The following is a 14621-nucleotide window of genomic DNA, read 5'->3' on the forward strand; positions in this document are numbered from 1 at the left end:
GCGGGTCGGATCCGTGCGGGTGCGGGCGGACCCGACGCTCACTGAGGGGGGTTGCCGTGCTTGCGCGGCGGCAGGTCCGCGTGCTTCGTACGGAGCATGGCGAGGGATGCGATCAGCACCTGGCGGGTCTCGGCGGGGTCGATGACGTCGTCGACGAGGCCGCGCTCGGCCGCGTAGTACGGGTGCATGAGTTCGGCCTTGTACTCCTTGACCATGTGCTCACGCATGGCCTCGGGGTCCTCGGCGTCCGCGATCTGCTTGCGGAAGATGACGTTGGCCGCGCCCTCGGCGCCCATCACGGCGATCTCGTTGGTCGGCCAGGCGTAGGTGAGGTCGGCGCCGATGGACTGGGAGTCCATGACGATGTACGCGCCGCCGTAGGCCTTGCGCAGGATCAGCGAGATCCGCGGGACGGTGGCGTTGCAGTACGCGTACAGCAGCTTGGCGCCGTGGCGGATGATGCCGCCGTGCTCCTGGTCGACGCCCGGCAGGAAGCCGGGGACGTCCAGCAGCGTGATGATCGGGATGTTGAAGGCGTCGCACATCTGGACGAAGCGCGCGGCCTTCTCCGAGGCCCCGATGTCCAGCACGCCGGCCAGGTTCTGCGGCTGGTTGGCGACGATGCCGACCACCTGGCCGTCCAGGCGGGCGAGCACGCAGAGGATGTTGCGGGCCCAGTTCTCGTGGATCTCCAGGTGGTCGCCGTCGTCGACGATCTCCTCGATGACCTTGAGCATGTCGTAGGGGCGGTTCCCGTCCACCGGTACGAGGTCCAGCAGGGCGTCGGAGCGCCGGTCGGCCGGGTCCTCGGCCCGGACCGAGGGCGGGTTCTCGCGGTTGTTGGAGGGGAGCATCGCCAGCAGGTACCGGACCTCGGCGATGCAGGTCTCCTCGTCGTCGTACGCGAAGTGCGCGACGCCCGAGGTCCCGGCGTGCACGTCCGCGCCGCCGAGCCCGTTCTGCGTGATCTCCTCGCCGGTGACGGCCTTGACCACGTCCGGACCGGTGATGAACATCTGCGAGGTCTCCCGGACCATGAACACGAAGTCCGTCAGCGCCGGGGAGTAGGCCGCACCGCCCGCGCACGGACCGAGCATCACACTGATCTGCGGGATGACGCCCGAGGCCTTGGTGTTGCGCTGGAAGATGCCGCCGTAACCGGCCAGGGCGGAGACGCCCTCCTGGATACGGGCGCCGGCGCCGTCGTTCAGGGAGACCAGCGGGGCACCGGCCGCGATGGCCATGTCCATGATCTTGTGGATCTTCGTGGCGTGGGCCTCGCCCAGGGCACCGCCGAAAATCCGGAAGTCGTGCGCGTAGACGAAGACCGTACGGCCCTCGACCGTGCCCCAGCCGGTGATGACACCGTCGGTGTAGGGCTTCTTGTTCTCCAGGCCGAACCCGGTCGCCCGGTGCCGTCGCAGCTGCTCGACCTCCCGGAAGGAACCCTCGTCCAGCAGCAGCGCGATGCGCTCACGGGCGGTCAGCTTGCCCTTGGCGTGCTGCGCCTCCGTCGCCCGGTCGCTCGGCCCGCGCACCGCCTGCTCGCGAACGGCATACAGCTCGGCCACTTTCCCGATGACGGTCGTCGTCATGCGCCATCTCCACCCTGGCCCGGCGATGCGGGCGGCTCTGCGTTCCGATGGGCCTCAAAGGCTCACATCAGGCCATTCAAACGAGCGGTGCAATGACTTCTCCACCATCAGCTACCCCTACTCTTCGCGCAATCACCCCTAGAAGTCCGCCGACGATGCGGGAACTCCGCCGGGTTCCGGGCCGCCGGGAGTCCGTTCGAGCGGCTGGATTTCTTTGAGGTTTTCCTGAGGTTCTTATTCTTTCCCGGCGCCCCGGGCCCATGACCAGCCGCGATGGACGTCTTCCCGCAACCAAGCGTCCATTTGGTTGAGTTACCCGTGAAGCCGGTCGACATGATCCCGCAATGGCACGCGCTCAATCGGCCCCCGGGACATTGGTACAGTTCGAACGGACCCGCCGAACGGGAAGAACTGGGGTGTCGTCCGGCCTGTAGTGAGCGCAGTGAGCCCTCATGCGCTCCTTACGCGCCGACAACTATGCCTGTACGTGCGGGTACGGGGAGAGTGTCCACGTTGCGGAAATAGCATCCGGCGTACGCCACTTCAATCGCATCGGGAAGGCTTTTGCAGCTGTGTTGGTGGAGCGGGACGAACAGATCGAAAGACTGACCTCCTTCGTATCCGGTGTCGCATCCGGCACGGCGCCCGGAACGACGGCCGGGACCGGCCGGATCGCCGTGATCAACGGGCCTGTGGCTTCGGGGAAGACGGCGCTCCTCCATCGCGTACTGGAGCTCACGGCCGACGCGGGACCGCGTGTCCTCACCGCGGTGACCTCACCCGCGGAGCAGGCGATGCCGTTCGGCGTGGTGGAGCAGCTGCTGCGTGACGCCCAGGCCGGCCCGGACGTGGCGCTGGGATCGGATCCGCGGGCGGAGTCGGAGCCGGTCCCCGCCGAGACCCTCATGGCCTTCCAGTCCCAGCTCGCGGGAGTCTGCGCGCGGGGGCCGGTCCTGATCGCCCTCGACGACGTGCAGTACGCCGATCCGCAGTCGCTGCAGTGCCTCGCGCACGCGCTGCACCGGGCCCCCTCCTCCGGTGCCGTGATCTCGCTGATGGTGACCCGCGGCCCGGACGCGGGCGGCACACCGCCACGCGTCCTGGAGGAACTGCTGCACCGGTCGCGGGGGTTGCACATCCGGCTGAGTCCGCTCAGCGTCGACGGCGTCGGCCGGCTGCTCGCGGCCCGGGCCCCGGAGTCCGGTACGGAGCAGCCCGCGGCCCACGCGTCACGGTCCGCTCCGCCGGCCGTGTCCGTCCACGCGGCGACCGGTGGCAACCCCCTGCTCGTCCATGGGCTCATCGAGGACCGGCTCAGCCTGCAGCGGCTCTCGGCGGCCGGCCCGGACGCCGCGGACCACCCGCACCCGCAGGGCGTCATGGACGGCCAGGACCACGTGACCCCGACGGGCGCGGTGGACCCGCTCGATCCCTCGGACGGCGACGACGCCGTCTGCGCGGGCCCCGGCATCCACATCACCGAGGACATGGACCTCGGCATCGGCCGCGAGGAGCACGTACCCGGTGCGGGCACCGCGTCGGCCGGGGCCGGGGACGCCGTCGACGGCACGCCCCCCGCGGGCGAACAGTTCCTGCACAGCGCACTGATCTGTGTGCACCGCACGGGGTCCGACGGCCTGCGGGTCGCCCAGGGCATCGCCCTGCTGGGCTGCGTCGGATCGGTGGCGCTGCTCGCCCGGCTCGTGGAGGTCGAGGAGCGGACCGTGGAACAGGTGGTCACCGCCCTCGACGAGGCGGGGGTCCTGGAGAATTCCAGGTTCCGGCACGACGGCGTGCGGACCGCGGTGGTGGAGAGCCTGACCGACGACGCGGCGACGCGGCTGCGCCGGCGGGCGGCCCTGCTGCTGTACGAGGACGGGGCGGCACCGCTGACCGTCGCGGCCCAACTGCTCAGCCACGAGATGCGCGCCCCCGACGAGGAGTGGGTGTCGCGGGTGCTGAGCGAGGCCGCGCGTGCGGCGCTGGCCGTGCAGCGGGTCGGGTTCGCGGTGCGCTGTCTGCGGATGGCGGAGAGCTGCTGCCGCGACGAGACGGAGCGGATGCAGCTGCGGGCGAACCTGGCCAAGTTCATCTGGCGGGTCAAACCGTCCGCGTGGGCCCACCAGTTACGGTCACTGCTGGGGGCGGTACGGGACGGCCTGCTGCCGCCCGTCGACACCGTGCGGCTGGTCTGCGACCTGTTGTGGAACGGCTGGACGGACGACGCGGCCACCGCGATCCGCCAGGCTGTCGACGAGCTGCACCAGTCCCCGGACGCCGTCCTCGCCGCCGAGCTCAGGGCGCTGCGGCTCATCCTGGCCAGCACGTATCCGACGGCGCTCGAACACATGGGTGACGGGCCGGTCCCGGCACACGGCGGCGGCGAACGTCCGTCGGCGCCGTTGGAGAGCCGCCTGGCCGCGGCGAGGGTGCTGCACGGCGTGCTGCGCGGCAGCGGGGGAACGCGGGACGCGGCGGCGGAGGACTTCGCCGACAGCGCCGAACGGACGCTGACCAGCACGCGGCTGACGGAGGAGACACACCTCGGCATGCGCGCGTGCCTGCTGGCGCTCCTCTACGCGGACCGGCTGGGTACGGCGACCCTGTGGGCCGACCGGCTGCTGGTGGAGGCCGCGGACCTCGGGGCGCCCGGGTGGACGGCGGTGCTGCGCGCGATGCGCGCGCACATGTCGCTGCGCCGGGGCCATCTGGCGGAGAGCAGCCGGCTGGCGGAGCAGGCGCTGGAGCAGGTGCCGCCGCACAGCTGGGGCGTGGGCATCGGGATGCCGCTGTCGGCCCTCATCGAGGCGCGGACGGCGATGGGCGACCACGAGGCCGCGGCGGAGCTGGTGCACCGCCCGGTGCCCGAGGAGATGCTCATGACGCGCTACGGGCTGCACTATCTGTACGCGCGCGGCCGGCACCAGCTGGCCACAGGGCGCCATCACGCGGCGCTCAACGACTTCACGGCCTGCGGCGAGCTGATGCGGCGCTGGGACATGGACCGTTCGGCGCTGGTGCCCTGGCGGGTCGGCGTCGCCGAGGCCTGGCTGGCACTGGGCAGCCGCGACCAGGCGGAACGTTTCGCCCGCGAGCAGCTCGCCGGTGACGCCGGTCAGCGGGTGCGCGGCCACGCGCTGCGGGTGCTCGCGGGGGCCCGTCCGCTCCGCGAACGTCCGGCGCTGCTCGGCGAGGCGGTCGCGCTGCTCCAGGAGGACGGCGACTGGTACGAGCTGGCGCGGGCGCTGACCGATCTCGGGCAGGCGCACAAGCAGCTCGGCGACCCGTCCCAGGGCAAGGTGCACACCCGGAGGGCGTGGCGGATCGCCGAGGGCTGCGGCGCCCGGGAGCTGTACCGCTCCCTGCAGCCGAGCCAGCCCGCGCCGCCCGCTTCGCAGCCGCGCCCCGCCGCTCCGGCCGATGTCGTCCGCCCCCAGTCCGCGGCGGTGTCGTCGCTGACGGACGCGGAGCGCAGGGTGGCGGCGCTGGCGGCCCACGGTTACACCAATCGGGAGATCGGGGCCAAGCTCTTCATCACCGTCAGCACGGTCGAGCAGCATCTGACCCGGGTCTACCGGAAGATCAACATCACGCACCGTCAGGACCTACCGGTCAGTTTGGACATCGATGTCGCACACACCGCCTGACCCCCTCACCACGACCGCCCCCGCCCCGCAGCCCGGGCCCCGGCTGCTCGCCGTGAGCGATCTGCACATCGGAATGGCCGACAACCGGCCCATCACCGAGTCGCTGCGCCCCTCCCACCCGGACGACTGGCTGATCGTGGCCGGCGACGTCGGCGAGATGACCGAGGACATCGAGTGGGCGCTGCGCCTGCTGGCCGGGCGCTTCGCCAAGGTCGTATGGACACCGGGCAACCACGAGCTGTGGACCCCGCGCGAGGACAAGGTCCAGCTGCGCGGCGAGGAGCGCTACCGGCACCTCGTGGAGATGTGCCGGGGACTGGGCGTGGTCACTCCCGAGGACCCGTGGCCGGTGTGGGAGGGCCCCGGGGGCCCGGTCGCGGTCGCTCCGCTGTTCCTGCTGTACGACTACACCTTCCGGGTGGCGGGCACCGCCACGAAGGAGGAGTCGCTGGCCCGGGCGCACGAGGCGGGCGTGGTGTGCACGGACGAGTACCTGCTGCACCCCGACCCGTACCCCGGCCGGGACGACTGGTGCCGGGCCCGCGTCGCCGCGACCCGGCGGCGGCTGACGGCGCACGATCCGGCGGTGCCGCTCGTCCTGGTCAACCACTTCCCGCTGGTGCGCGAGCCCACGGACGTGCTGTGGCACCCGGAGTTCGCGCAGTGGTGCGGCACGGTGCTGACCGCCGACTGGCACCGCAGGTTCACCACGGCCGCCGTGGTGTACGGACATCTGCACATTCCCCGGACCACCTGGTACGACGGGGTGCGCTTCGAAGAGGTGTCGATCGGCTATCCGCGCGAGTGGCGCCGCCGCGGCCATCCCAAGGGCCTGCTGCGGCAGATCCTGCCGTACACCCCGCAGCCCGGCACCGGCACCGGCACCGGCACCGGCACCGGCACGGGGAACGCCCCGCAGGAGGCGCGGGCATGATCGAGGACCTGCTCCCCGGCGGGGCGGTCGCGAGCGACGTCTTCGGCCCGGACGGCTCGGCGACGCTCCACCCGGAGGAGGCGGCGCTCGTCGCCCGCACGACGGAGCTGCGCCGCGAGGAGTTCACCACCGTACGGGCCTGCGCCCGGCGCGCCCTCGCGGCACTGGGGCTGCCCCCGGCCCCCGTACTGCCCGGGGTGCGCAACGCGCCCCGGTGGCCCGAGGGCGTGGTCGGCAGCATGACCCACTGCGCCGGCTACCGGGCCGCCGCCCTGGCCCGGGACACCGACCTCGCGATGATCGGCATCGACGCCGAACCCGATCTGCCCCTGCCCGGCGGGGTCCTGGAGTCGATCGCGCTCCCGCGCGAGCTGGCCTGGGCCCGTTCAGGAGGCTTCGGGGCGCGCCTGTGCCGGGACCGTCTGCTCTTCAGCGCCAAGGAAGCGGTCTACAAGACCTGGTATCCGCTGCTGGGCACCGAGCTGGACTTCGACGACGCCGACATCTCCTTCCGGCACGAGGAGGGCCCGGCCGGCCGGCCGCAGGGCACGTTCACGGCCCGTATTCTGCGTCCGCGGCCCGGTCCCGACGGCCGGCCGGTGCATACGTTCACGGGCCGCTGGCTCTCGGACCGCGGCATCATCGTGACGGCCATCACCGTGCCCGCCTCTCGCGCGGCGACCACGGTGTCATGCCGTCCGGGCCCGGACCGCCACAAGGGTGGATAGGGGTTGTCGCGTCAACTGCCGGTCAATAGCGTGGGATGACCGGCACGACTGCGCACGGCCGCTTCGATGTCCCGCCTTACGGGCCCGGCTCGACGCCGCGATTTCCGGCTCAGCCCGGACATGTCTCCGGTTCCCCTGGAAGCGATGTCGAATCGGCCCGAGAGGTTTTCCAGATGACGTCAGTCAGCCCGGCTCCGACCACCATGCTGGTGCCCGACTTCCCGTTCTCCTACGACGGCTGGCTGCGCCACCCGGACGGGCTCGGCTCCCTTCCGCCCGAACGCGCCGGCACGCCGGTGGCGGTGGTCGGCGGGGGCATGGCGGGGATGACCGCCGCGTACGAACTGATGCGGCTGGGCCTGCGCCCGGTCGTGTACGAGGCAGAGCAGCTGGGTGGCCGGATGCGCTCGGTGCCCTTCCCCGGGCAGCCCGACCGCGTGGCGGAGATGGGGGCGATGCGCTTCCCGCTCTCCGCGCGCTCGCTGTTCCACTACATCGACCTGCTGGGGCTGCGGACCAGCCCCTTCCCCAACCCGCTGGCGGCGAACACCCCGAGCACTCTCATCGACCTCGGCGGCGTACGGCACACCGCGCAGGGTGTGGAGCAACTGCCCGACGTGTACCAGGAGGTGGCCGCGGCCTGGGAGAAGGCCCTGCAGGAGAGAGCCGAGCTGGCCACCATGCGGGACGCCGTCCGGCGCCGCGACGTCGAGACTCTGAAGCAGATATGGAACCGGCTGGTCAGGGAGTTCGACGACCAGTCGTTCTACGGGTTCCTCGCGACCAGTTCGGCGTTCCAGTCGTTCCGCCACCGGGAGATCTTCGGGCAGGTGGGGTTCGGCACCGGCGGCTGGGACACCGACTTCCCCAACTCGCTCCTGGAGATCCTGCGCGTCGTCTACACCGAGGCGGACGACAACCAGGTCGCCATCGACGGCGGCTCCCAGCAGGTGCCGCGCGGGCTGTGGGAGCACCGGCCGCGGGACTGCGCGCACTGGCCGGCCGGTACCTCGCTGGCCTCCCTGCACGGCGGGACGGCCCGGTCGCGGGTGCGGGCCGTCGCCAGGGACGGCGACGGCTTCCTCGTCACCGACGCCGACGGGCACCGGGAGCGGTTCGCGGCGGTGGTGTACACGCCGCACGTGTGGACTCTGCTCAACCGGGTCACGTGCGAACCGGCGCTGCTGACGGCGCCGCTGTGGACCGCTGTGGAGCGCACCCACTACATGGGTGCCTCCAAACTGTTCGTCCTGACCGACCGGCCCTTCTGGAACGACACGGACCCGCGGACCGGCCTTCCGGTCATGAGTATGACGCTCACGGACCGGATGCCGCGCGGGGTCTACCTCTTCGACGACGGGCCGGACCGCCCCGGCGTGATGTGCCTGTCGTACACCTGGAACGACGACTCGCTGAAGATGGCGACGCTGAGCGCGGCCGAGCGGCTGGACGTGCTGCTGGAGAAGCTCGGCGTGATCTATCCCGGCGTCGACATCCGCTCCCACGTCATCGGTGACCCCCTCGGCATCACATGGGAGAGCGAGCCGCACTTCATGGGCGCGTTCAAGTCCAATCTGCCGGGCCAGTACCGCTACCAGCGCAGGCTGTTCACGCAGTTCATGCAGCGGGGGCTGCCGCAAGGCCAGCGCGGCTTCTTCCTCTGCGGCGACGACGTGTCGTGGACGGCGGGCTTCGCGGAGGGCGCGGTCACCACGGCGCTGAACGCGGTGTGGGGCGTACTGGACCACCTGGGCGGGGCCACCCCTCCCGGCAACCCGGGCCCCGGCGACCTGTTCGACGCGCTGGCTCCCGTCGACCTCCCCTACGACGGCTGAGGCGCGCGACCCCCGCACGCCGATGGCGCCCCCACGCTCGGGTGGAGGCGCCATCGGCGTGTACCGGCCGGTGTCTACTCGGTGGCCATCCGCGTCAGCTGCTTCTTGTCCGGCTTGCCGTTGCGGTTGAGCGGGAACTGCTCCAGGACGACGACCTTGTTGGGCTGCTCGAAGGCGGGCAGCAGCGCACACAGCCGCTCCCGCCAGTAGGCGGCGTCCCGCTGTTCGTCGTCCTCGACGAAGAAGACCAGCTGGGAGCCGCGCAGTTCGTCCGGCAGGGGCACGATCCGGGTCGGGCAGCCCTCGGCGGCGACCTTGCGCTCGATGAGCTCGGGATAGAGGGTGTAGCCCATGCGGTGCACGGCGAACTTGCGTCCCAGGACGTAGAGGTTGCCGTCCGCGTCGAGGTGGCCGAGGTCGCCCGTTCGCTGCCAGCCAGTGGCGGCGGGCACGATCGAACCGTCGTCGGCTATCTGCCCTTCGAGTGCGTCGGGCGTGTCGACCTCGATCTCGCCCGGCTGCCCGGCCGCCAGTTCCCGGCCGTCCTCGTCGACGATCCGGAGCGCGATGCCCTCCATGGCGCGGCCGCAGGAGACCGGGTTGTCGAGGGTGGCGAAGGCGATGTTGTTCAGCTCCGTCGAGCCGTAGCTGTCGAGCAGCGGCAGCCCGAACTCCTGTACGTAGCTCTCCACCAGCGGCGCGTCGAGCGGGGCCGCGCCGACGCAGAACATCCGGGTGCCCGCCAGGTGCGCGCGCAGTGCCGGCTTCCTCGTCACCAGGCTGAGGATGCTCCGGTAGCTGGAGGGGGTCGCGTCGATGACCGTGGTGCCGGAGTCGCGGGCCATGCGCAGCGCGCGGTCCAGCCGCCGGTAGGGGGCGATCACCAGGGAGCAGCGGGTGAGCCAGGCGATGAGCACCATCGACAGGCCGTACTGGTGGGCGAACGGCAGGAGCGGCATCAGCACGTCGTCGGGCCGGTGGCCGACCTGATGGGCGTTGCGCCGCAGATTGGTCAGGAACTTCCCGCCGGACTTCACCACGCCCTTGGGCGATCCGGTGGAGCCCGAGGTCCACATGATGAGGCCGTCGGACAGCTCGCCCCAGGCGTCGAACGACAGGGCGCGGTCGACGGGCGGCCGGTTCGCGGTGGCGACCATGAGCTCGTACAGGTGGATGGGGTCGGCTTCCTGGTCGATCGGGGTCTCGTCGTCGACGAAGGTGACCTTGACGCCGGTACGCAGCGCGATACGGCGGGTCTCCTCCATGTGCTCCTGCTGGTCGACGAGGACGATCGAGGCGCCGACGTGCATCAGCGCGTACAGCACACAGACGTAGCTCGCCGAGTTGCCGGCCTTCAGCATGACCCGGTCGCCGAGGCCGACTCCGCGTTCGCGGATCACATCGGCGACGCGGAGGGCGTCCTGCTCGAACTCTTCGACGGGCCGTACCGAGTCGGCTGCAAAGATCTTCGCGGTCATCGGTCGCACACTGTCCTTCCTCTGGGCCGAACGTGACCGGAGCCGGCGTGCGGTGCGCCGTGCCGACGGCGTGACCGGGCGCGTTCAGGGGTGGGTCGCGGGATTCGCGAGCTTCACAAGAGATGGGGGAGATCGATCGGTCCCGCCCGTGGACGCGGGTCTCCACACGGCACGCTAGGCAGCGGGGGGCGGCGCGGGTACCCCTGTCCCGCCCCTACCGCCCCTGCTTCGGCGCGGCGCAGCGGAGCCCCGGCCGCGGTCAGTCGGGCTCCGGTCCGCGGAGCGAGATCAGCTGGTCGTGCACGAGGTTGACGACTTCGCGGCGGTGCGATTCGAGGTATCCGCGCGTGCGGGGAAAGACCTCCAGGTCGAACCGCCCCGCCGTGCAGCGCCGCCAGGCCCGTACCCCGGCCAGGGGCGCGCGGGGGTCGTGGTGCCCGGCCAGGGCGACGACCCGGCAGCTGAGCGCGGGCGGGCCGATGCTGCCGCCGTGGCCCGGTCCCGTACGTCCGGAGACGAACAGGGTCAGGGGGGCCGCGTCGGTCTCCCGTTCCAGCCGCTGGGCGACGGCGTAGGCGAGTTCGGCGCCGAGACGGTGCCCGAAGAGGGCGAGCGGACGGTCGGCCCAGCCCCGGACGGACTCGAAGATCTTGTCGGCGAGCGCCGCGTCCTCCTCGGCCGAGTGCTCCTCCTCGGAGGTCAGGGCCGGGTACTGGACGATGAGCAGTTCCACGGTGGGCAGCAGCAGCTCCGACATGGCCAGGTAGCAGACCGAGGAGTTCCGTGAGCTGGGGAAACAGATCATGCGGTAGCTGCTCGGGATCGCCGGCTGCCGGATCTGGATCAGGCTGACGTCGTCGGGGGTGGTCTCCCTCGTGGAGTGCTGGGTGCACTCATAAGTCATGCGCCCTGGAGCTCCGCCTCGTGCGCCGCCCGGTACGGTCGGCCGGTTCTGTACCGGACGCGGGTCAGCGCGTCCGGGCCGAGGACCGTGCGTACGAGGTGGGAACGCGTTAAGCCGACCGCTCCCGTGAGGAGGATGTTCATGAACGGATCTGTACCTTGCTGTGGTCGCCGAGGATCAGACGGTGGGCCTGGGGGGTGCGGGGCGCGGGGGTGACCTGGGCCTGACGGCCGATCATGGAGGCCTCGATGCGGCGGACGCCGTCGATGGCCGCGCCGGCCAGCACGATGGAGTACTCGATCTCGCTGTCGACGACCACGCAGTCCTCCGCGACGGAGGTGAACGGGCCGATGTAGGAGTCCTCGACGCGGGTGCTGCGGCCGATGACGGCAGGCCCCATGATCCGGGAGCGGGTGATCACCGCGCCGTCCTCGACGACGACCCGGCCGACCAGTTCGCTCTTGTCGTCGACGGAGCCCTTGCAGTACGGGGTCAGGCCGTCGAGCACCGAGCGGTTGGCCTCCAGCATGTCGGTGGCGTTGCCGGTGTCCTTCCAGTAGCCGTTGACCGTGGAGGACGCGATGCCGAGCCCCTGGTCGAGGAGCCACTGGATGGCGTCGGTGATCTCCAGCTCGCCGCGGGCGGAGGGCTTGATGGCGTCCACGGCGTCGTGCACGGCGGCGGTGAAGAAGTACACGCCGACCAGGGCCAGGTCGCTCTTGGGGAACTCCGGCTTCTCCTCAAGACCGGTGACCCGGCCCGCCTCGTCGAGGGTGACGACACCGAAGGCGGAGGGATCGGGGACCTGGGTGAGCATGATCTGCGCCGCGGGCCGCCGGGTGCGGAACTCCTCCAGCTGCTCGTTGATCCCGCCGAGCAGGAAGTTGTCGCCGAGGTACATCACGAAGTCGTCCTCGCCCAGCCAGTCCCGTGCGATGCGCACCGCGTGGGCCAGCCCGAGCGGCTGGTGCTGCGGGAGGTAGGTGACGCTGATGCCGAAGCGGGAGCCGTCGCCGACGGCTTCCCTGATCTCGTCGGCCGTCTCCCCCACGATGACGCCTACATCGGTGACGCCGGCGTCGGCGATCCCTTCGAGGACGTAGAAGAGGATGGGTTTGTTGGCCACCGGGACGAGTTGCTTGGCCGAGGTGTGGGTCAGGGGGCGCAGGCGGGTGCCTGATCCCCCCGCCAGGACGAGTGCCTTCACGGGGTCTCCTCGCTGAGTGGTGTGGCGAGCGAGGACAGCGGCCCGAAGCCCGTGGACACACGACCCGCCGACGCTTTATTTTGCGAACAACAATTCGGCGCGATCACCCGCAGATGCTATGAGCACATTCGACAGAACCGCAACACTCACCGCTCAAGAGGCTTTCAATTAGGGGTTGCCCGAATGGCTCCCCGATTCACCGCCCGCACCCCCTACTCCCCCCTAAGGTTCCCCAGTTCCCCCTAGCGGGAAGGGTAGTTGAGCCATCACGACGCCCCGCATGTTAGAAAGATTCCGCACCACTTCTCTGCCCTATTCAGTCGGCGCTCGACGCGCGGCCGGTCACGCGACTTTCCTGTGCGAATCCCCCGGACTGCCGTTGCCGCGTCCCGCTTGATTCGCAGGCGTAAATGAACTCTAAACGACCCGTGGATTCCGCCGTCGTGGTCGACGGACTAGTCAAGAAGTACCGGAGCCGCGACCGACCGGCGGTGGACGACCTGAGCTTCTCGGTCCGCAGGGGCGAGGTCTTCGGATTCCTCGGCCCGAACGGGGCGGGCAAGACGACGACCATCGGCATCCTCACCACCCGCGTGGCCCCCACGGCGGGACGCGCGTTCGTCCAGGGCGTCGACGTCGTGGCCCACCCCGCCCAGGCGCGCCGGGCCTTCGCCGTCGTACCGCAGCGCAACAACCTCGACCGGTCGCTGACCCTCCGGCAGAACCTGACCTTCCACGCCGGCTACCACGGCATGAGCCGGTCCGAACGCGGGCGGCTCGCCGACGAGTGCCTGGAGTGGGTGGGCCTCGCCGACCGGGGCAAGGCCCGCGGCGACGAGCTCTCCGGCGGCCAGGCCCAGCGCGTGATGATCGCCCGGGCCCTGATGCACCGCCCCGAGGTGCTCTTCCTCGACGAGCCCGCCACCGGACTCGACCCGCAGGCACGGCTGTTCATCCACGAGCGCGTGGCCGAGCTGAGCAAGCGCGGTGTGACCACCGTGCTGACCACGCACGACATGGACGAGGCCGCCAAGCTCTGCGACCGCGTCGGCATCGTCGACCACGGCCGGCTGCTCGCCCTCGACACCCCGCAGGCCCTGACGCGGAGCCTGAGCAGCACCACCCTCGCCTTCACCGTGCAGCCCGCGGGGCACGGGCCCGAGAGCGTCGTGGCCCTGCTGGAGAAGATCGAGACGGTCGAGCGGGTCGAGATCGTGCACCAGGAGGAGGCGAAGGAGCAGGGCGGCGCGCCCGCGCCGGTACGGCTTCGCCTCTACAGCGACGCGCCGTCCGGCGCGGTGCTGCCGACCGCCATCACGGCCCTGACGGAAGCGAGTCATGACATCAAGGACATGAGTGTCGGAACCGCGACCCTGGAGGACGTCTTCATCAAGCTCACCGGCCGGGAGCTGCGATGACGACCACCCTCGCGGCACCCGACCCGGTCGCCGACTTCCCGGCGGAGCTGCGGCCGGCGCGTACCGACGTACGCACCGCGACCCGCACGTTCTTCTTCATCCTGTGGCGGGACATCTTCGTCACCGGCCGCGAACTGGGCCCCTTCCTCGCCCAGGTGCTCGTGGAGCCGTTCTTCATCCTGTTCGTCTTCGGTAAGGTCCTCGGCGAACTCGGTTACACCAGCGGCGGGTTCCAGCAGATCCTGCTGCCGGGCGTGGTGGCGCTCAACAGTTTCCTGGTCAGCCTGCAGAACACGGCGCTGCCCCTGGTCATCGACTTCTCCTGGACCAAGGAGATCGAGGACCGCCTCCTCGCGCCGATCCCCACCAGCCTGGTGGCCGTCGAGAAGCTGGTCTTCGGGGCGCTGCGCGGGATCATCGCCTCGCTGGTGATGATCCCCGTCGGCTTCCTGATCCTCGACGACGTGTCCTGGCCGATGGACAGCTTCCTGCCCACGCTGGGCGTGCTGCTGATGGGTGCGCTGGCGGGCAGCACGGTGGGCCTCACCATCGGCACGCTGGCCCCGCCGCGGCACATCAGCGTCATCTTCGCGGTGACGCTGACTCCGCTGATGTTCACCGGCTGCACCCAGTTCCCCTGGCACAGCCTGGCGGACATCCGCTGGTTCCAGGCACTGTGCGCCATCAACCCGCTGACCTACGTCAGCGAGGGGATCCGCGCCCTGCTGCTGCCGCCCGGCGGTCCCGGCTCGATTCCGCTGTGGATCGATCTGCTCGCCCTGAGCGGCGCGATCGTGCTCTTCGGACTCATCGGCATCATGGGGTTCCACCGCAGGGCGCAGGACTGACCGCGCCCCTCCTCGTTCGTCCCTCTC

At 70.8% G+C, this 14621-nt stretch carries 11 protein-coding genes; 6 read left to right on the forward strand and 5 right to left on the reverse strand.

The features are described 5' to 3' along the window. Window positions 1-38: 38 nt before the first annotated feature. Entirely contained in the window at window positions 39-1595 is a 1557-nt protein-coding gene (locus Sspor_RS13435; protein WP_202199351.1) for an acyl-CoA carboxylase subunit beta, read from the reverse strand. Between the two features lie 452 nt (window positions 1596-2047). Between Sspor_RS13435 and Sspor_RS13440 the strand changes: the two genes are divergently transcribed. The 4 genes from Sspor_RS13440 (at window position 2048) to Sspor_RS13455 (ending at window position 8739) form a co-directional block, all read left to right on the forward strand. After that, window positions 2048-5242 carry a helix-turn-helix transcriptional regulator gene (locus Sspor_RS13440; RefSeq protein WP_237403852.1) on the forward strand — a complete coding sequence of 1065 codons (3195 nt, stop codon included), beginning with the start codon at window positions 2048-2050 and terminating at the stop codon, window positions 5240-5242. Continuing rightward, window positions 5223-6176, forward strand: coding sequence for a metallophosphoesterase family protein (locus tag Sspor_RS13445; protein ID WP_202199353.1), 954 nt, complete (start codon window positions 5223-5225; stop codon window positions 6174-6176). Before Sspor_RS13440 ends, Sspor_RS13445 begins: the two co-directional genes overlap by 20 nt. After that, window positions 6173-6904 carry a 4'-phosphopantetheinyl transferase family protein gene (locus tag Sspor_RS13450; protein ID WP_202199354.1) on the forward strand — a complete coding sequence of 244 codons (732 nt, stop codon included), beginning with the start codon at window positions 6173-6175 and terminating at the stop codon, window positions 6902-6904. The genes Sspor_RS13445 and Sspor_RS13450 overlap by 4 nt, the downstream gene beginning before the upstream one ends. 173 nt (window positions 6905-7077) lie before the next feature. After that, window positions 7078-8739, forward strand: coding sequence for a flavin monoamine oxidase family protein (locus Sspor_RS13455; protein ID WP_202199355.1), 1662 nt, complete (start codon window positions 7078-7080; stop codon window positions 8737-8739). A 74-nt stretch (window positions 8740-8813) separates the two neighbouring features. Here Sspor_RS13455 and Sspor_RS13460 read toward each other — a convergent pair whose 3' ends face one another. The 4 genes from Sspor_RS13460 to Sspor_RS13475 form a co-directional block, all read right to left on the reverse strand. Continuing rightward, a complete protein-coding gene (locus Sspor_RS13460; protein WP_202199356.1) occupies window positions 8814-10217 on the reverse strand; it encodes a class I adenylate-forming enzyme family protein in 1404 nt (467 codons plus the stop codon). A gap of 259 nt (window positions 10218-10476) precedes the next feature. Next, complete coding sequence (locus Sspor_RS13465) at window positions 10477-11121, reverse strand: thioesterase II family protein (protein WP_202199357.1); 645 nt, start codon at window positions 11119-11121, stop codon at window positions 10477-10479. Next, on the reverse strand, window positions 11118-11264 hold the full coding sequence (locus tag Sspor_RS13470) for a hypothetical protein (protein ID WP_202199358.1): 147 nt from the start codon (window positions 11262-11264) through the stop codon (window positions 11118-11120). Before Sspor_RS13470 ends, Sspor_RS13465 begins: the two co-directional genes overlap by 4 nt. Further along, window positions 11261-12328 (reverse strand): glucose-1-phosphate thymidylyltransferase, encoded by a 1068-nt coding sequence (locus Sspor_RS13475; protein ID WP_202199359.1) that lies wholly within the window; start codon window positions 12326-12328, stop codon window positions 11261-11263. Before Sspor_RS13475 ends, Sspor_RS13470 begins: the two co-directional genes overlap by 4 nt. 428 nt (window positions 12329-12756) lie before the next feature. Here Sspor_RS13475 and Sspor_RS13480 point away from each other — a divergent pair, with 428 nt between their 5' ends. Together Sspor_RS13480 and Sspor_RS13485 are read left to right on the forward strand one after the other, a co-directional pair. Beyond that, window positions 12757-13746: an ABC transporter ATP-binding protein gene (locus tag Sspor_RS13480; protein WP_237403853.1), complete on the forward strand. Its 990-nt coding sequence runs from the start codon at window positions 12757-12759 to the stop codon at window positions 13744-13746. Next, window positions 13743-14594 (forward strand): ABC transporter permease, encoded by an 852-nt coding sequence (locus Sspor_RS13485; RefSeq protein ID WP_202199361.1) that lies wholly within the window; start codon window positions 13743-13745, stop codon window positions 14592-14594. Before Sspor_RS13480 ends, Sspor_RS13485 begins: the two co-directional genes overlap by 4 nt. Window positions 14595-14621: the final 27 nt, after the last annotated feature.

This window comes from Streptomyces spororaveus, from assembly GCF_016755875.1.
Taxonomy (GTDB): Bacteria; Actinomycetota; Actinomycetes; order Streptomycetales; family Streptomycetaceae; genus Streptomyces; species Streptomyces spororaveus.